General features: G+C 70.6%; 18 protein-coding genes. 4 read left to right on the top strand and 14 right to left on the bottom strand.

The features are described 5' to 3' along the window. Positions 1-20: 20 nt before the first annotated feature. A complete protein-coding gene (locus PGB34_RS10910) occupies positions 21-839 on the top strand; it encodes an MBL fold metallo-hydrolase (protein WP_271428266.1) in 819 nt (272 codons plus the stop codon). A 31-nt stretch (positions 840-870) separates the two neighbouring features. Here the strand turns inward: PGB34_RS10910 and PGB34_RS10905 are convergent, their stop codons facing one another. Together PGB34_RS10905 and PGB34_RS10900 are read right to left on the bottom strand one after the other, a co-directional pair. Beyond that, the gene (locus PGB34_RS10905; RefSeq protein ID WP_271428099.1) at positions 871-1,515 is read right to left on the bottom strand and encodes an OmpA family protein; all 645 of its coding nucleotides are present in this window, start codon (positions 1,513-1,515) and stop codon (positions 871-873) included. Beyond that, a complete protein-coding gene (locus PGB34_RS10900; protein WP_271428098.1) occupies positions 1,512-2,060 on the bottom strand; it encodes a FecR family protein in 549 nt (182 codons plus the stop codon). Before PGB34_RS10900 ends, PGB34_RS10905 begins: the two co-directional genes overlap by 4 nt. A 125-nt stretch (positions 2,061-2,185) precedes the next feature. Here PGB34_RS10900 and dtd point away from each other — a divergent pair, with 125 nt between their 5' ends. After that, positions 2,186-2,626, top strand: coding sequence for a D-aminoacyl-tRNA deacylase (gene dtd, locus PGB34_RS10895; protein ID WP_271428097.1), 441 nt, complete (start codon positions 2,186-2,188; stop codon positions 2,624-2,626). Between the two features lie 12 nt (positions 2,627-2,638). On the opposite strand, the gene PGB34_RS10890 is transcribed toward dtd, so the two are convergent. The 3 genes from PGB34_RS10890 to PGB34_RS10880 are packed head-to-tail and all read right to left on the bottom strand — an operon-like array spanning position 2,639 to position 4,832. Continuing rightward, positions 2,639-3,403: a sulfite exporter TauE/SafE family protein gene (locus PGB34_RS10890; protein ID WP_271428096.1), complete on the bottom strand. Its 765-nt coding sequence runs from the start codon at positions 3,401-3,403 to the stop codon at positions 2,639-2,641. Between the two features lie 3 nt (positions 3,404-3,406). Next, entirely contained in the window at positions 3,407-3,862 is a 456-nt protein-coding gene (gene ybeY / locus PGB34_RS10885; RefSeq protein ID WP_271428095.1) for an rRNA maturation RNase YbeY, read from the bottom strand. Between the two features lie 31 nt (positions 3,863-3,893). Continuing rightward, positions 3,894-4,832, bottom strand: a complete 939-nt coding sequence (locus PGB34_RS10880; RefSeq protein ID WP_271428094.1) for a PhoH family protein — start codon at positions 4,830-4,832, stop codon at positions 3,894-3,896. 45 nt (positions 4,833-4,877) lie between these two features. Between PGB34_RS10880 and ruvA the strand changes: the two genes are divergently transcribed. Next, the gene (gene ruvA, locus PGB34_RS10875; RefSeq protein ID WP_271428093.1) at positions 4,878-5,462 is read left to right on the top strand and encodes a Holliday junction branch migration protein RuvA; all 585 of its coding nucleotides are present in this window, start codon (positions 4,878-4,880) and stop codon (positions 5,460-5,462) included. A gap of 3 nt (positions 5,463-5,465) precedes the next feature. Here the strand turns inward: ruvA and PGB34_RS10870 are convergent, their stop codons facing one another. The 7 genes from PGB34_RS10870 to PGB34_RS10840 are packed head-to-tail and all read right to left on the bottom strand — an operon-like array spanning position 5,466 to position 14,634. Further along, the gene (locus PGB34_RS10870; protein ID WP_271428092.1) at positions 5,466-6,437 is read right to left on the bottom strand and encodes a Bug family tripartite tricarboxylate transporter substrate binding protein; all 972 of its coding nucleotides are present in this window, start codon (positions 6,435-6,437) and stop codon (positions 5,466-5,468) included. Between the two features lie 29 nt (positions 6,438-6,466). Further along, complete coding sequence (locus PGB34_RS10865) at positions 6,467-7,726, bottom strand: alkyl sulfatase dimerization domain-containing protein (RefSeq protein WP_271428091.1); 1,260 nt, start codon at positions 7,724-7,726, stop codon at positions 6,467-6,469. Next, positions 7,723-9,042: a DUF1254 domain-containing protein gene (locus tag PGB34_RS10860; RefSeq protein ID WP_271428090.1), complete on the bottom strand. Its 1,320-nt coding sequence runs from the start codon at positions 9,040-9,042 to the stop codon at positions 7,723-7,725. The genes PGB34_RS10865 and PGB34_RS10860 overlap by 4 nt, the downstream gene beginning before the upstream one ends. A gap of 3 nt (positions 9,043-9,045) precedes the next feature. Further along, positions 9,046-10,434 (bottom strand): DUF1254 domain-containing protein, encoded by a 1,389-nt coding sequence (locus PGB34_RS10855; RefSeq protein ID WP_408647872.1) that lies wholly within the window; start codon positions 10,432-10,434, stop codon positions 9,046-9,048. A 32-nt stretch (positions 10,435-10,466) separates the two neighbouring features. Further along, positions 10,467-11,441, bottom strand: coding sequence for a Bug family tripartite tricarboxylate transporter substrate binding protein (locus tag PGB34_RS10850; RefSeq protein WP_271428088.1), 975 nt, complete (start codon positions 11,439-11,441; stop codon positions 10,467-10,469). A 10-nt stretch (positions 11,442-11,451) separates the two neighbouring features. Then, positions 11,452-13,572 carry an acetate--CoA ligase family protein gene (locus PGB34_RS10845; protein ID WP_271428087.1) on the bottom strand — a complete coding sequence of 707 codons (2,121 nt, stop codon included), beginning with the start codon at positions 13,570-13,572 and terminating at the stop codon, positions 11,452-11,454. 9 nt (positions 13,573-13,581) lie between these two features. Beyond that, entirely contained in the window at positions 13,582-14,634 is a 1,053-nt protein-coding gene (locus PGB34_RS10840) for a porin (protein WP_271428086.1), read from the bottom strand. 162 nt (positions 14,635-14,796) lie between these two features. On the opposite strand from PGB34_RS10840, the gene PGB34_RS10835 reads away from it, so the two are divergent. After that, positions 14,797-15,525, top strand: a complete 729-nt coding sequence (locus tag PGB34_RS10835; RefSeq protein ID WP_271428085.1) for a Crp/Fnr family transcriptional regulator — start codon at positions 14,797-14,799, stop codon at positions 15,523-15,525. A 19-nt stretch (positions 15,526-15,544) separates the two neighbouring features. Here PGB34_RS10835 and PGB34_RS10830 read toward each other — a convergent pair whose 3' ends face one another. After that, positions 15,545-16,492 (bottom strand): phosphatidate cytidylyltransferase, encoded by a 948-nt coding sequence (locus PGB34_RS10830; protein ID WP_271428265.1) that lies wholly within the window; start codon positions 16,490-16,492, stop codon positions 15,545-15,547. Further along, complete coding sequence (locus PGB34_RS10825; protein ID WP_271428084.1) at positions 16,492-17,205, bottom strand: lysophospholipid acyltransferase family protein; 714 nt, start codon at positions 17,203-17,205, stop codon at positions 16,492-16,494. The genes PGB34_RS10830 and PGB34_RS10825 overlap by 1 nt, the downstream gene beginning before the upstream one ends. Positions 17,206-17,207 lie beyond the last annotated feature (2 nt).

Raw genomic sequence — 17,207 nt, 5'->3', positions numbered from 1 at the left:
TCCGACGGAGGGCTATCTTGATGCAGGTCCGGGTGCTGGGCTGCTCCGGCGCGATTGCCAAGGAGTGCCGAACGACCTCCTTCCTGGTCGACAGCGACCTGCTGGTCGATGCAGGCACCGGCCTGGGCGACCTCACGCTCGACGAGATGAGCCTCATCGACGATGTGGTGCTCACCCATTCGCACATGGACCACGTGGCCCACCTGCCGCTGATGCTGGACGCCGTGGCGGGCCGGCGAAGCACGCCCCTGCGCGTGCATGCGCTGCCGGAAACCATCGAGGCCCTGCGCGCCCACATCTTCAACAACGTCATCTGGCCCGATTTCACGCGCATTCCCAGCGAGGCCGAGCCCTTCATGCGCTTTCACCCCTTCGCCCAGGGCCAGCGCCTGGCGCTGGGTGCGCAGATTCCCAAGGTCGTCGAAGTGCTCCCGGCCGTCCACACCGTGCCGGCATGCGGCTTTGCCATCCGGCGGGCCGAGGGCGGGCTGCACTGGGTCTTCAGCGGCGACACCGAACGCAACGAGGCTTTCTGGCGCCGCGTGAATGCAATGGACGTCGGCGCACTCGTGATCGAAACGGCCTTCAGCGACCGCGAGCGCCTGCTGGCCGAGCGCAGCCTGCATCTCTCGCCGGCGACGCTGGCTTCCGAACTGACACGGATCTCGCCGCACCACAACTATCCGATCTACATCACCCACACCAAACCCGCCGAGACCGAAGAGATCATGAGCCAGATCGACATGCTGGCCACCAACCATGAATTCGTCTTCGAGCCAGGGGGTGTGCCGGAGCCGGACATCCGGTGGCTGCAGCGCGATGAGATCCTGACGGTGTAGCGCCGCGGCGCCCGCGCGGGCCGGTGCGGCCTCAGCGCACTTCCACGGTCACCCTTCGGTTCCTCGGCTCGTTCACTTCATCGGCCGTGGGCACGATCAGGTCCCGCTCTCCGCGGCCGGCCGCTTCGATCCGCTGCACCGGAAAGCCCCGCTGCACCAGCATCTGCCGCACTTCCTGCGCGCGCCGCAAGGACAGGCTGTCGTTGTTGGGGCCGCTACCCTGGGTGTCGGTGTGGCCCGTGACGACGATGTCGGCGCCCGGGCGCGCCGTCGCGGAATCGAGCACTTCGGGCAGTTGCTGCTGCGATTCCTGGGTCAGCGTGGCGCCGCCCGTGACGAAGTACAGGGTGTACAGCTGCGCGGCCGGGGGCAGCAGCTCGAAGAGGGCCGGATGCGCCTGACGCAGTTGCGCAGGCTCTGCCTGGTCCAGCACAGGCGCGGCGGTCGAGCCTTCGGGCAGCGTGGCGCGCTGGTAGGGCTGGGAGAGTGTCACCACCTCGTTGCCGCCGGCGCTGCGCACCACCACCGCAGAAGGGCTGCCGTCTTCCTGCGGCAGCAGCACCACGCGGGTGGCCGGGGTGCTGCAGGCGCCAAGCAGTGCGCCCAGCGCCACCATGCCGCAGACGTTCAGAGCACGCATCTTCGTGGCCGAGGTCGGAGCTTTAGTCTTCTTCATGGTCGGGAATCGGCGCTGACGATGAAGTCCGTGCCTCGAATGCCGATGGTGGCGGTCTGCGTGTCGACGCGCACGGCCTCGGGCTGCTTCTTGGCAATCAGGCCGCTGACCATGCGCAGCGAACCGCGCAGCAGCGACACGAAGATGTTGCCCTCGTGCGTGGTGGTGTCGAACTGGTACTGCTTCAGATCCAGCTGGGACTGGGCGCCCATGATCAGCACCGTGCCATCGCGCAGCCGCAGGCTGGCGCCCCCATTGGCACCGGTGCTCAGGCGGTCTGCCACATGCACGACGTCACCGGGCTGTGCCAGCCTGGTCTGGCCGCCAGCGCGCAGAAGCTGCACCTCGCCCTGCACCGACTTCAGCACGCCGGCATGCGCCACATCGGCGCTGGCGGAAGGCGTGGCCTCCTGGCTGGGCTGGGCTGCCGCAGGTTGCGGGCCCAGCAGCCAAGCCAGGCAGGCGCCGCCCATGGCCAGTGCGCCGAGGCAGCGCCGCGCCGTGGTGGCGAGCGGACGCAGAGTGTTCACGCTGGGTTGGGGCATGCGCATCCTTCAGGGAAATCGGGGGACCGAATGGTAAGCAGGCTGGCAGGCGCGACTGCTCATAATCGCGCCCGCCGGGGCTGGCGCGGGCGACTTTCACACAAAACGAGGTTCAAAGGAAGCGAATGAAGGCATTGTTGCAACGTGTGCGCGAGGCACGGGTCGAAGTCGGCGGCCAGGTGATGGGGCAGATCGGGCAGGGCCTGCTGGTGCTGGTGTGCGCCGAGCCCGAAGACAGCGAGGCCGTCGGGGAACGGCTGCTGGCCAAGATCCTCAAGCTGCGCATCTTCAGCGACGAGGCCGGCAAGATGAATCGCAGCGTGCAGGACGTGGGCGGCGGCCTCCTGCTGGTCAGCCAGTTCACGCTGGCAGCCGATGTGAGAGGCGGCAACCGGCCCAGCTTCACGGCGGCGGCGCCGCCGGACCTGGGGCGGCGGCTTTACGAGGACTTCGTCGCGCGCGCACGCCAGGCCCATCCCGCGGTGCAGACCGGCATCTTCGGCGCCGACATGCAGGTGCATCTGCTCAACGACGGACCGGTCACGATCCCGATCGACATGCGTTGAGACGCGCGCCTGTTACTGCCGCCAGAAGAACACCGCAGCCATCACCAGCCCCGTGGCCACGATGCCCGCGCGCAGCCAGGGCGCGGGGATGCGGCGCGCGACGCGGGCGCCCGCATAACCGCCTGCGGTGGCGGCCACCATCATCAGCAGCGCCTGCGGCCACAGCACCAGCCCGCCGGCCGCGTAGATCAGCACGGCGATGGCTGTGAGCACGGCCGACACGAGGTTCTTCATGCCGTTCATGGCATGCAACTGGGTCTGCCCCAGCAGCCCGAACAGGGCCAGCAGCAGGATGCCCAGCCCGCCGTTGAAATAGCCGCCGTAGCCCGCCACCGCCAGCACCCCCAGCGTGGCCTTGAGGCCGGATGGCGCCGCATGGCCGGCGGCACCGCCGGCGGCAGACGCGCTCCAGGCGCGCAGCCGCGGCCCCAACGCGAACATGGCCGTGGCGGCCAGCAGCAGCCAGGGCACGATGCGGCGGAAGGCCGCGTCGGAGGTCAGCAGCAACAGGACGGCGCCCGCGGCGCCGCCCACCAGCGACAGCAGCAGCAGGCGCCTGAGCGTCAGGCCGGGCGGCGGCTGCCAGTCCTCCCTGAAGCCCCACGCGCCCGCCAGGTAGCCGGGCAGCAGGGCGACCGTGCCGGTGGCGTTGGCCACGACGGGCGGCACGCCGGTCAGCACCAGCGCGGGCAGGGTCAGAAAACTGCCGCCGCCAGCCACGGCATTGAGCGCACCCGCGACGAAGGCTGCAGCCAGCAGCACGGCGATGTCGAACATGGCTCAGCGGTAGGGGTTTCGCACGCCCAGGCCGGCCAGAATCTCGATCTCCCGCGCCTCCATGGCCTCGGCGTCCTCGTCGCCGGTCTCGTGGTCCCAGCCCTGCGCGTGCAGGGTGCCGTGCACCAGCAGATGCGCGTAATGGTCGGCCAGGCTCCGGCGCGCTTCCCTGGCTTCACGCGCGATCACGGGCGCGCACAGCACCAGGTCGGCCATCACCAGCGGCGCCTGCGCATAGTCGAAGGTCAGCACATTGGTGGCGTAGTCCTTGCCGCGGAACTCGCGGTTGAGCTGCTGGCCTTCTTCGGCGTCGACGATGCGCACCGTGATCTCGGCCGGCAGCTCCAGCGCGTGGCGGATGCAGCGCGCCACGCGGTGGCGCGGCAGCGCGGCGCGGTGCCGTGCCACGTCATCGAAGCGGGCGAACTGCAGCGACAGTGAAAGTTCGGGCAAGGGCATGCGGGGCTTTTTCTTCTGGCTTGTCTGTCGTTCAGGCGCGCTTGCCGGTCTTGTCGTAGGCGTCGACGATGCGCGCCACCAGCGGGTGGCGCACCACGTCGCTGCTGTTGAAGTGCGTGAAGGCCAGGCCCTGGACACGGCGCAGCACGCGCTCGGCGTCGATCAGGCCGCTGGTCTGGGTCTTGGGCAGGTCGATCTGACTCACGTCGCCCGTCACCACGCACTTGCTGCCGAAGCCGATGCGCGTGAGGAACATCTTCATCTGCTCGGGCGTCGTGTTCTGCGCCTCGTCGAGGATGACGAAGGCGTTGTTGAGCGTGCGCCCGCGCATGAAGGCCAGCGGTGCGATCTCCAGCGCATTGCGCTCGAAGGCCTTGTTGACCTTCTCGAAACCCATCAGGTCGTAGAGCGCGTCGTACAGCGGACGCAGGTACGGGTCCACCTTCTGCGTCAGGTCGCCGGGCAGGAAGCCCAGGCGCTCGCCGGCTTCAACGGCCGGCCGCGTGAGCACGATGCGCTGCACGCTGCTGCGCTCCAGCGCATCGACCGCGCAGGCCACGGCCAGGTAGGTCTTGCCCGTGCCGGCGGGGCCGATGCCGAAGGTGATGTCGTGGCTCGCGATGTTGTCCAGGTACACGCTCTGGTTGGGCGTGCGTGCGCGCAGGTCGTTGCGGCGGGTGTTCAGCACCACCGCGCCGTCGGCGGCCTCGGCCATGGCGCCGTCGCCGGCCAGCATGAGCTGCACCACGGCGCTGTCGATGGGGCGCTGCGCCATCTCATACAGCGCCTGGAGCGTTTCCATCGCGCGCGTGGCCTTGACCTTGGGGCCATCGACCTTGAACACCTCGTGGCGGTGCGCGATCTTCACCCCCAGCGCTTCCTCGATGCGGCGCAGGTTCGCATCCATGGGGCCGCACAGATGGGCCAGGCGGGTGTTGCTGGGGGGGGTGAAGCTGTGGCGGAGAATCACTCAGTCCTGACTTATTAGGGGGCCGGAAAGCGGCCAGAAGCTTCGATGATAGGCAAACTCACCGGCACGCTCGCCGAGCGCAATCCGCCCCAAATCGTGATCGACTGCCATGGTGTCGGCTACGAGGTCGATGTGCCCATGAGCACCTTCTACAACCTGCCGAACACGGGCGAGAAGGTCTCCCTGCTCACCCACTTCGTGGTGCGCGAGGACGCGCAGATTCTCTATGGCTTTGGCTCGGCGGGCGAGCGCGCGGCCTTTCGCGAACTGATCAAGATCTCGGGCGTGGGGCCGCGCACCGCGCTGGCGCTGCTGTCGGGCATGAGCGTCAATGAACTGGCGCAGGCCATTTCGCTGCAGGAGCCCGGCCGGCTGGTGAAGATTCCCGGCATCGGCAAGAAGACGGCCGAGCGACTCTTGCTGGAGCTCAAGGGCAAGCTGGGCGATGCGCTGGGCACGCCGGCCGCAGGCCTGGCGCAGCCGGCCAGCGATGTGCAGGCTGACATCCTGCAGGCGCTGCTGGCGCTGGGCTACAGCGACCGCGAGGCCGCGGCCACGCTGAAGACGCTGCCCCAGGACGTGGGCGTGAGCGAGGGCATCAAGCTCGCGCTCAAGGCCCTGGCCAAGTAGGCCCTAATCCAGCGACAGACCGACCGCCTTCACCAGCGACCCCCAGTCGTTGAGGTCCTGCCGGATCGTTGCCGCGAACTGTTCCGGCGTCTCGACCGGCAGGTCGGTGAAGTTCAGCTCGCGCATGCGCTGCACCACGGCCGGGTCCTTCAATGCCTGGTTCACTGCCTCGTTGAGGCGCTTGACGATGGCCGGCGGCGTCTTCGCGGGCGCGAAGAGCCCGTACCAGGAGTAGTTGCTGAAGGGGTAGCCGGCCTCGGTCATCGTCGGCACGTCGGGCAGCATCGGCATGCGGCCGGCGCCGCCGTAGGCCAGCACCTTCACACGGCCGGAGCGGGCGATCTCCACCGTGGAGGAGATGTCGGCGAAGGCTGCGTCCACCTGGCTGCCCAGCAGGTCCTGCACGCAGGGCGCGGTGCCCTTGTAGGGCACGTGCGTCATCACCAGGCCGGCCTGCTTCTTCAGGCTTTCCATCGCCAGATGGCCGCCGGAGCCGGCGCCCCACGAGCAGTAGCTCAGATTGTCGGGGCGCGCTTTCACGTAGGCGACGAACTCCTTTACCGTGTTCACCGGCAGGTCCTTGCGCACCATCAGCAGGTTGCCGCCACGGCCGATCTGGGCGATGGGGGCGAAGTCCTTCAGCGGGTCGTAGGGCAGCTTCTTGTACAGGCTGGGGTTGATCGCCATGGTCGCCGCGTAGGTGAACAGCAGCCTGTAGCCGTCGGGCGCTGCGCGCGCGGCCGTTTCGGTGCCGAGGATGCCGTTGGCGCCAGGGCGGTTGTCGACCACGAAGCTCTGCTTCATCGCCTTGCCCAGCGCGTCGGCGAACAGCCGCGCAATGGTGTCGGTGCCGCCAGCGGGCGCGGTGGGAACGATCAGCGTCACCGGGCGCTCGGGATAGCGCTCGGCGTTCTGCGCGTGGGCGGCGAACGTGCCCGCCAGCAGCAGTGTCGCCAGCAGTCTTTTCTTCGTCATCGGTGTCTCCTTGCAATCCTGGCGTTGCTTCAGCGGATGCCGAAGCGCGCCTGCGTGCCCTGTTCGATCATCTCCGCGCTCACCCGGTACAGGTTGCGCGACACGTAGCTCGCCACCTGCCGAGCGCGTTCGCGCAGCCAGGCGGCCTTGAGCCGACGTGCCTGCACGATCTCCGGCGCCTCGCCGGGCGCGGTGGCCAGCAGGTCGATCACATGCAGCGCCAGCTGCCAGCGTCCGGCATCGGCCAGCGCCTGCGCGCTGGCGATCACGCCGGCCTTGTCGCTGATCGCCGCCGCCACCGCGCCGGCCGCATCCTCGGGCGCTTCCGGGTGCAGCGAGGTCGGGTTGCGGTCCCACCAGCCGTTCTCGGAGCGGTAGATGTCGCGCACGATGTAGCCCGGGTCGCCGTAGCTGGGCTTCATCCATGCCACGCCGAAGAGTTCCTCGGGGAAGCGGATGCGCGCCAGCACCTGCTGCTCGTTCAGACCCTCGTTCATCAGCCGTACCACCTCCGCGCGCAGCCAGCGCAGCGCGCGCGCGGTGTGCGTCAGCACCTGCTGCACTGCGGCCTCGCCGTCGATCACCGGACCGAACTCGCGCACCGCCTTGCGCGGGTTCAGCGCCGCCATGGCCTCCAGCGTGCCGGCCCAGCGCACCGTGTCGCGCATGGTGCGGAACGGCGTGCCGATGTTGGGGATGGAGTCGAGCAGCGCAGCGCCGCCGTACAGCACGCGCTGCACCGGGCTCCACAGGGCGATGGCATCGTCGGTTTCGGAGGGCGCCCAGAACAGCTCGATGCGCCGATCGCCGCTGCCGATGACCAGGCGCTCGTCGAAGGTCTCGCCAGGCTCGTGCATCGCCAGCCGCTTGTCGAAGAAGCCGGGCGCGCGGTTGAACTGCACCTCGGCCATGCGGTGCTGCAGCGCCTGCGTCTCGCGGTAGCGCGCGTAGCGGCGCGGCACGTTGCGGTGCGCGATCACGCGCGGCGCCGGCTCGCCGCGTTCGCGCGCATGCGCCAGCCACTCGGGCACGCCGGCGTTGTAGCCGACGTGGCCGTGGCTGTAGCACAGCGCGTGCACCGGCGCGTCGCTGAGCTCGCGCAGCGCCTCGATCATGCCCGCCGTCACCGCGCCGCCCGGGCCGGCGTCGATCACGACCAGGCCGGCGTCGGTCTCGGCCACGAAGGACTGGCCCTGGCCGCGCAGGATGTGCAGGCCCGGCGCCACGGTCTCGCTGCCGCTGCCCACGATGAGGAAGGGCTTGTCGTCGTCGGTGGTGGTATTGCTCATGCGCGGTCTCCTGGGTCGTTCACACGCTGCAGCGGCGGCAGCGCATAGCGGCCGTCGAGCATGTCCTCGCGCGGCATGTAGGCGCGCAGGCAGAGGTAGAAGGCGCCCGCGGGCGCGGGCAGCCAGTTGGCTTCGTCGGCGGGCGGCGCATGCTGCACCTGCAGCGTGAGGCCGCCGTCCGCATCGCGCTGCAGGCCGGGCGTGCGGTCGCCGATGGCGTAGCGGTCGATGGGGTTGTCGACCAGCATGTAGTCGCGCGCGTCGTACATCGTGATCGACCAGAAGGCATCCACCGGCGGCAGCGCATCGGCGGCGAAGCGCAGGCGGTAGCGCGCGCTGCCGTCGAGCGCGCGGCCCTGCGCGTCGTGCCAGGCCAGCGGGTAGACCGCCTCGCGGCTTTCCAGCATGCCGATGTACTTGAGCGCCACCTGCGCGCGGCCGAGGTGGTCGTCGCCGAAGCTGCCGCTGACCAGGGGCGGCTGGGTCCAGCCCGCACCGCCGGTGCGCGGCGAGGCGGCGCGCAGGCGCGGCAGCACGGTGTCGATGGCGTGCTGCAGCGCGGCCTGCTGTTCGTCGTTCGGCGCGGGCGCTTCGGGGCCGATGCCCACCGCCGCGAAGCGCGCCAACAGCGCCGCCTCGTGCGCGGGCGGCGGGTTGTCGCGCAGTGCCGCATTCACCTGCCCGGCGAAGTGCGCCGCGCTGAGCGGGGCCGATGGATCGCAGGCCGGATCGAAGAGGCGCGGGCGCACCGGCTCGCGCACCAGCCAGTCGGCCAGCGGGCGCACGATGAAGCCGTCCTGCAGCGCATGCACCGCGGGCAGGTCCGACGGCCCGTCGACCAGGATGCGGCCGATCACCCACAGCCACTTCGTCGGCGCCTCGATGTGCGCGCCCGGCGCGTCGAAGGGCGCCGGCAGCGCGCCCTGCCAGCCCGGCGGCGTGATGAGAAAGGAGCGCGCCGTGGTGCCGGTGAGGCGCTGGCCGAGGTGCGCGAAGGGGTTGGTGTAGAAGTCCAGCAGCCCCAGCACGTAGTAGCGCCCGGCGGTGTCGGGCACGTCGATCACCAGCGGCCCGGCGCGCAGGTCCAGCCAGGCGTTGGTGTAGAGCGTGTCGTTGTTGGGCGTGACCACCCGGCTCTTGCCGGCGCGCAGCAGCTGGCGCGCGTGGGTGAAGACGTTGCACCAGCGTTGTGGCGCGGGTGCGTCGCCGCCGCTGTCGGTGCGTCGCGGCGAGGTGGCGGCGCGCATACGGCACATCTCGTAGAGCGGCCAGGCATAGACCAGCGCTTCCTCGGCCAATGCGTTCAATGCGGCCATGGCTCAGCCCTCCAGCGCCTGCAGCTCGGGAATGCGCCACTGCCGCACCCCTTCGCGCGGGTGATACATGCGCAGGATCAGGTAGAAGCGCCCGGCCGGTGCGGGCAGCCAGTTCGACGTGCGTGCGGGCGGCGCATGGCCGATGTCGATCTGCAGGCTGCCGTCGGCCTCGTGCTGCAGGCCCGCGCTGCGGTCGCCGAGGGCGTGGCGCTGCAGCGCGTTCGGGTAGAGAAAGCGGTCGGCGTCGTAGAGCGTGACCGACCAGAAGGCGTCGACCGGCGGCATGTCGTCGGCGGCGAAGCGCAGCGCGTAGCGATGCTGGCCATCGAGCGGCTGCTGGTGCATGTCGAAATGGCCCGCGGCATAGACCGCCTCGTCGGTGGCCAGCGCGCCCAGGCCCATGTAGGCCACGCGTGCGCGGCCGAGGAACTCATGGCCGTAGCGGCCGGTCGCGACGGCCATGGTCCAGGGCTTCGGCCGCCGGTTGCGGCCCATCGCCGCGACCAGCGCGACGCCTTCCGAGAAGCCTTCGATCAGGCCGTTGCGCACCGGCTCGTCCAGCGCCTCCCACCGGAAGTCGGCCAGCGGCAGCAGCCCGGCCTGGCCGAACCAGGCCACCAGCGCGCGGTCTTCCACGCGCCCGGGCGCCTCGGCGAGCGCATGGCACAGGTTGGTGAAGAAGCGCGGCGCCACCTGCGCGGCCGGCTCGTCGTTCTCGAAAGCGGCGGCCATCGCATCCACCGGCTCGCCGGCCCACTGCGCGATGGCCGGCGGCGGCGCGCCCTCGGGCGTGCCGGGCGCGGGGGCAAGGCGGATCTCGGCCTGCAGTGCGCGTGCGGCCGGCCAGTCGCTCTCGTCGCCGACCAGGATGCGGCCGATCAGCCAGACCAGGTTCGTCGGGCACTGCACCACGCGGTGGCCGCGCAGCGCCTCGGGCACGCTGCCGCCGGGGCCCACCAGCACAACGGTTTCGCCTTCGGGCGCGCAGTTGCGCGGGCCCAGGTTCTCGAAGTTCTCTGTGTAGGCGTCGTACAGCGCCAGCACGAAGTAGCGGCCCGGGTGCGCGGCCGACGAGGGCACGGTGAGCAGGCGCGGGCCGTCGGCCAGGTGGATCCAGGCCATCGAATAGAGCAGGTCGTTGGCCGGCGTGACCACGTCGCGGTCCTCGTGGGTGGAGGGGCGCGGGCTGTGGTGCAGCGTGTTCAGCGGCGCGCGCACGTCCGAGCCGGCAGAGGCGCCGGCGCGGCGCTGGGCCTGCGGGTCGGTCTGCAGCCGGCAGGTGCGGTAGGTCTCGGTCAGCGGGTAGCCGTAGACGAAGGCGCTGAGGCCGACGGCGCGGGCCAGGGCCTGGCGGGCTTGCGGCAGCGAAGGGGCGGGCTTGTTCATGGCGATAGGCCTTTGGTAAAACGGTTGGGGGGAGGGCGTCAGTCCAGCGTGACGCCGGTGTCGCGGGTGAGCTGCAGCGCGATCGGCAGGAAGGCCTGGTAGGCCGCGGCGGCCTCGGCGGGCGTGTTGCCCTGCGGCTCGAAGCCGAGCTCCTTGATGCGCCGCCGCGCCTCGGGCTCGCGCACCACCGCCGCCACCTCGCGCCCGAGGCGTTCGACGACGGCCTCGGGCGTCTTCGCCGGCGCCATCAGCGAGATCGAGCCGGTGATGGCATAGACCGGCTCCTTGTAGCCCTGCTCGGCGAAGGTCGGCACCTCGGGCAGCACCTGCACGCGGCGCGTGCCGGCCACCGCCAGCGCGCGCAGCTTGCCGGCGGCGATGTGGGGCTTGAGCGTGGTGGTGGAGCCCACCGTCATCTGGATCACGTTGCCCAGCAGGTCGATGGACATCGGCCCCTCGCCCTTGTAGGCCACGTGCAGCGTCTTCAGGCCGTAGCTCTTGTCCATGTAGACCTGGATCTGGTGCGGCTGCGTGCCCGGGCCCCAGGAGCCCATCGCGTACTTGCCGGGCTCCTTGCGGACGGCCTCGATCAGGCTCTTGAAGTCCTTCGCCGGCACCGAGGGGTGGACCGCCAGCACCATGCGCGGCGTGACGATGTCCGACACCATGCGCAGCTCGGTGCGCGGGTCGTAGGACAGCTTCTTGTAGAGCGCCAGGTTGGCCGTCACCGGGCCGGGCACGGTGAGCAGCAGCGTGTGGCCGTCGGCCGGGCTCTTGGCCACGTAGTCGGTGCCGATGATGCCGCCGGCGCCGCTGCGGTTCTCCACCACCACCGGCTGCCCGAGGCGCTTGGTCAGGCCCTCGGCCAGGATGCGCGCCAGCGTGTCGGTCGAGCCGCCGGGCTGGTATTGCACGACGATGCGAACCGGCTTGGTGGGGTAGGCCGTCTGCGCACCCGCGCCGATGGCGGCGAGCGCGAATGCCGCGCCAAGGAGCGGTCTCCAGTTCTTCATGGCATGCCTTTCAAGAGAGGTTTGAAGGTTCGCGGCCGACGATCAGCGCATCGACCGCCACGCAGCCGCCCTCGGCGCGCGAGCGCGCGATCAGCGGATTGACCTCGACGCTCTGCAGCGTGTCGCCGGCGCGCAGCGCGAAGCCGGCCAGTGCGCACAGCGCGTCGGCGATGGCCTCCAGGTCGGCCGGCGCACGGCCGCGCGCGCCGGCCAGGATCGGGAAGCCGCGCAACTCGCGCACCATCGCCAGCGCGTCGTCGCGCGAGACCGGCAGCACGCGCAAGGCCACGTCGCGCAGCGTTTCGACGTGGATGCCGCCCAGGCCGACCATCAGCACCGGGCCGAACACCGGATCGCGGTGCACGCCGGCGATGCATTCCACGCCGCCGCTGGCCATGCGCGCCACCAGTGCGCCGTCGATGCGCGCATCGGGCTGCGCGGCGCGTGCGCTGTCGCGGGTGCGCTCGAAAGCAGCGCGCGCCTGCGCCGCGCCTTGCAGGTTCAGCGCGACGCCGCCGGCATCGGACTTGTGCGGGATGTCGGCGCTGACGATCTTCACCGCCACCGGGCCGCCCAGCGTCTCGGCCGCATCGGCGGCTGCCTCGGCGCTGTGCACCACGCGGTGCGGTACCACCGGCACGCCGGCCTCGGCGAGCAGGGCCAGGGCCTGCGGTTCGCTCAGGCCGCCCGCGGGAAGGTGGATCGCCTCGCCGTGCGGTGCGGCAGGGGCATCGATGGTGGGTGCGCTCAATCCGGCCAGCGCGGCGATGGTGCGGATGCCATCGGAAGGGTCGGCGAACACCAGGCAGCGCATCGCCTCCAGCTCGGCGCGGCGTGCGGGCGAGAGCAGTGTGCTGATCGCCAGCAGCGTGTCGGGATAGGCGGCGCGCAGCGACGCGACCAGATCGCGCAGCACCGGCCAGAACGCATCCGACGCGCCGGCCGCGGCCAGGAAACCCATCCACGATCCGAAGCCGCGGTCTTCCAGCATCAGGCGTGCGCTGCGTTCCATCAGGCTCAGGTCGTTGGTCACCTGCCCGGTGATGTCGACCGGGTTGCGCGGCGCGGCGAAGGGCACCCATTCGCGCAGCGTGGCCTGGGCCGCGTCGCTGAGCGCCGGCACGTCCAGCCCCTGCGCCGCGGCGTCGTCGGCCATCAGCGCACCGACCCCGCCGGACAGCGTGAAGAGGCCGATCGCGCGGTCGCGCGGGCGGCCCGCCACCGCGGCGCTGTGGGCCAGGTCGAAGAACTGCGTCAGGCTGCGCGCGCGCAGCACGCCGTAGCGGCGGAACACCGCGTCGTACACGGCATCGTCGCCCGCCAGCGCGGCGGTGTGCGAGGCCGCAGCCTGCGCGCCCAGCTCGGTGCTGCCGATCTTCACCATCACCACCGGCTTGGCGCGCTGCTGCGCCAGTGCCAGCGCGGCGCGCAGGCGCGGGCCGTCGCGGCAGCCTTCCATGTAGGCCATGATCACGTCGGTGTCCGGGTCCTCGGCCAGCCAGGCCAGGCAGTCGGCCAGCTGCACGTCGGCCTCGTTGCCGGTGGTGGCCCAGGTCGACAGGCCGACGCCGCGCTCGCGCGCCATCGCGTAGGCATAGGCACCGAAGGCGCCGGACTGGCTCACCAACCCGATGCGGCCGGGCTGCACCAGGCCCGCGCCGGGTGCCGGCGAGAAGGTCGCGTACACGTTGCGGCGCAGGTTCATCAGGCCCAGGCAGTTCGGGCCCACCAGCCGCACGCCGCCGGCGCGTGCGCGCTGCGCCAGCCGTGCCTGCGCCGCGGCGCCTTCGGCGCCGATCTCCGCGAAGCCGGAGGAGAACAGCACCACGCCCTTCACGCCGGCCGCGATCGCGTCGTCCAGCGCTTCGTCGACCAGCGCCGCGGGCACGGCGAGGATGGCCAGGTCCACCGGCTCGCCGATGGCGCGCAGCGTGGGCGCCGTGGCCAGCCCCTGCACCTGCGCGGCCTTCGGGTTGACCGCGTACAGCGCGCCGTCGAAGCCGAAGCGGCGCGCATAGTCGATCGGGATGCCGCCGATCTTCTGTGGGCTGGACGAGGCGCCGACGACCGCGATCGAGCGCGGGGCGAACAGGGCCGAGAGGGAGTCGGTGCGGAAGTCGAAAGGTTCCATGGTGAAAGCTCAGAAGCTGTGGCGGATGCCTGCGGCGATGACGCGCACGTCGTCGCCGCTGTTGGGCGCGACGGCCACGCCGGCCAGCGAGGCCGAGGCGCCGTGGCGGTTGTTCAGGCGCAGCCAGCGTGCGTACACCGCGGTGCGCTTGCTCAGGAAGTGGTCGTAGCCCAGCGTCCATCCGAGCTGCGAGCGCTCGCTGCCATGCACCTTGCGCTGCATGGCCTCGACGATCAGGTTCGACGCTGGCGTGACGGGGTACTGCGCGCCCAGGCTGACCAGCCGCGCGCGCGGCACGCTGGCCAGGCTCGACGCGGTGCTGACGTAGTTCGCGTACAGGCGCAGCGCGCTGAACTCGTAGGAGCCGCTGAGCGCATGGAAGGTGCTGGCCGCCGGCGAGGCCTGCGGCGCGGCGGCCGAGCCCGCGCGGTTCTTCTGGAACGCGTAGGCGATGTAGTAGGGCTTGCGCCCCCAGCCGATCGCGCCGCCGTACATCTTGCCGCTGCTGCGGCTCAGCGATGCCGCCTCGCCGGGCGCGTAGGCGATGTCGGCAAAGAACTCGCTGTTGGCCGGCGTGCGGTAGCGCACCATGTTGCTGGCGCGCGCGGTGAAGGGCGTCATCCCCGGCTGCGCGTCGGTGGCGGCGATCAGGTTCAGCGGCGAGAACACCGAATTGATGCCGAAGGGATCGGCGCGGAACAGCGTGTAGAACATCGGCGTGTACATGCGGCCCGCATCCAACTGGCCCCAGCGCCCCGCCAGCCCGACGAAGGACTGGCGCGAGAACGAGATCGCCGGGCCGGGCAGGGTGCCCAGGCCGGTGTCGGGCGCGAAACCGGCTTCCAGCAGGAAGCGCGCCTCCAGCCCGCCGCCCAGGTCCTCGCGGCCGCGCAGCACGAAGCGCGAGGCGCCGCCGCCGCCTTCGTCCAGCTTGCTCACCGAGGTCTTGCCCGAGCGCGCATGGGCCACATACAGGTCGACCATGCCCGACAGGCTCACGCTGCTCTGGGCCTGTGCAAACGGGGCCGCGAGCGCGAAGGCCGCGGCGATGCTTTTCTTCATGGGCTTGTGTCTCCGGGCTGGCATGTCGCGGGCGGTGCGCCGCGCTGCCTTTTCTGTGGTTGTTGCGATACCCGGCTTACGATAAAAACGAGCGCTCCCCGAATCTGTCAAGGCGCCGACACATTCGTCCAAGTCGCCGCGGGGAGTCGCTCAGCCGACACCATGCCCCCTCGCAAACCCTCACCGCAGGCCGGCGAAGACGCTGCATTGATGGCGCACGCGCTGTGCCTGAACGAGCTGTTCCGGCACTGGCCGGTCGAGCGCCGCAACGCGCTGCTCAAGTCGGCCCGGCTGGAGCGCTACAACCGCCGCACCCAGGTGCTGTCGCATGACCGCCATCGGCGCGAGCTGCTGGTGGTGGTTTCGGGCTGCCTGGAGATCAGCAGCCTGAGCGCGCTGGGCCGCAAGTACGTCAACGCGCTGCTCGGCCCGGGCCAGGTGGCGCCGCTGGTGCGCCTGCTGGAAGACGTGCCGCTGGCCTACGACTACCACGCGCACGAGGACTCGGTGATCATCCACCTGCCCTGCGATGCCGTGATCGCGGGGCTCGATGCCGAGCCCGTGCTGTGGCGCGACGTGGCGCGGCTCGGGCTGCAGCGCCAGCGCCTGAGCGTGTCGGTCCTGCAGGACCAGATGCTGGGCTCGGTGCACCGCCGCGTCGCCGCCACCCTGCTCAACCTGGCCGCGATCTACGGCGCGAAGCAGGATGCGGGGCTGGACCTGCGGGTGAGGCTGTCGCAGCACGACTTGGCCGCGATGCTGGGGCTGTCGCGGCAGACCATCAACAAGGAACTGGGGGCGCTGGTGGAAGCCGGGGTGATCGAGCTGGCCTACAAGCGGGTCACCGTGCGGGACGCCCGGTTGCTGCGGGAGATTGCGGCGGCCGACTGATCGAAGGCCGCCCTGGCCCTCACGGCACCCACCAGAAGCGCAGCGCGTGGAAGTAGATCGGCGCAGCGAAGATCACCGAATCGAGCCGGTCGAGCATGCCGCCGTGGCCCTCGATCATGGTGCCCCAGTCCTTGACGCCGCGGTCGCGCTTGATGGCCGACATCACCAGGCCGCCGAAGAAGCCCATCATGCAGATGGCCAGCGCCATCAGCGCCGCCTGCCAGAAGGTGAAGGGCGTGGCCCAGGCCAGCATGGCGCCCATCAGCGTGGCGCTGGCCACGCCGCCGATCAGGCCCTCCCAGGTCTTGGAGGGCGAGAGTTCGGGCGCGACCTTGCGCTTGCCAAAGAGCTTGCCCCAGATGTACTGCAGCACGTCGCTGCCCTGCACCACGATCACCAGAAAGGCGATCAGCAGCAGGTTGCGGCCCTCGAAGCCCGGGATCTGCAGGGTCAGCAGCGCGGGCACATGGCTGATGCAGAACACGCAGACCATCAGGCCCCACTGCACCTTGGCCGTGCGTTCCAGAAAGCGCTTGGTGTCGCCGCCCACGGCCGAGAGGATGGGCAGCACCAGGAAGGCGTAGACCGGGATGAAGATCGAGTACAGCCCGTACCACTCGATCCACACCAGCAGGTACTGCACCGGCAGGCCGATGTAGAAGGCCGCCGCGATGGCGTGGTGGTCGCCGCGCCGCGTGTAGGCCAGGCTGATGAACTCGCGCAGCGCGTAGAAGGAGATCAGGTAGAACAGCAGGATCACGCCGCCCTTGCCGAAGGCAAAGGCCAGGCCGATCACGGCCACCATCACCCACCAGGCGTTCACGCGGGCGTTGAGGTTGTCGATCACGCCGTGCGGCGCGCCATGCGCCACCTGGCGCTTGAGCAGGGCACCGATGGCCGAGGCCAGCAGCAGCACGCCGGCCACGCCGCCGAAGAGCATCAAGGTGGTCTGGGTCTGCGCGCTCATCATGGTGCGGCCTCCGGCGCGGGTGCGGCGTCTTCGCGGTCATGTTCGGGGCGCAGGTCCAGCATGGCCTGGCGTGCGCGAGCGAGGAAGCTGGCCTTGTCCTCGCCTTCGGCCAGCACCAGCGGCGCGCCATAGCGCACCGAGCAGGCCAGCGGAATGGGCACCAGCGTGCCCTTGGGCAGCACGCGCTTGAGGTTCTCGATCCACACCGGCACCAGGCGCACCTGCGGGCAGGCGCGCGCGATGTGGAAGAGCCCGCTCTTGAGCGGCAGCATGATCTCGTCGCCCGTGTTGCGGGTGCCTTCGGGGAACATGATCAGCGAGTCGCCGGCATTGAGGGCCGTCGTCATCTGCTCGACCGGGTTGGGTCCGCCATCGGAGCCGTCGCGCTTGATCATCAGCGCATTGAAGACGTCCTGGCCGATGAACTGGCGGGTTCTGGAGGCCATCCAGTAGTCCTGCCCGGCCACGGGCCGCGTGACGGCGCGCAGGTCGGCCGGCAATGTGGCCCACAGCAGCACGAAGTCGCCGTGGCTGGTGTGGTTGGCGAAGTACAGCGTCTGCTCGGCCTTGGGCGTGCTGCCGGCCCACACGGCGCGCACGCCGGTCAGCAGGCCGGCCGCGCCGATGATCAGCCGCCCCGTGACGGCGGCCAGCAGGCGCCGCGCGATCTCGCGCGCGGGCGGGGTGTCGGAACTCAGGGCGTCTTTCATTG

Origin of the sequence: Xenophilus arseniciresistens (genome assembly GCF_028023875.1) — a bacterium.
Taxonomy (GTDB): domain Bacteria; phylum Pseudomonadota; class Gammaproteobacteria; order Burkholderiales; family Burkholderiaceae_C; genus Xenophilus; species Xenophilus arseniciresistens.
Note: the sequence above shows the minus strand (reverse complement) of the source record. Positions and strands in the feature narration are given on the sequence as shown.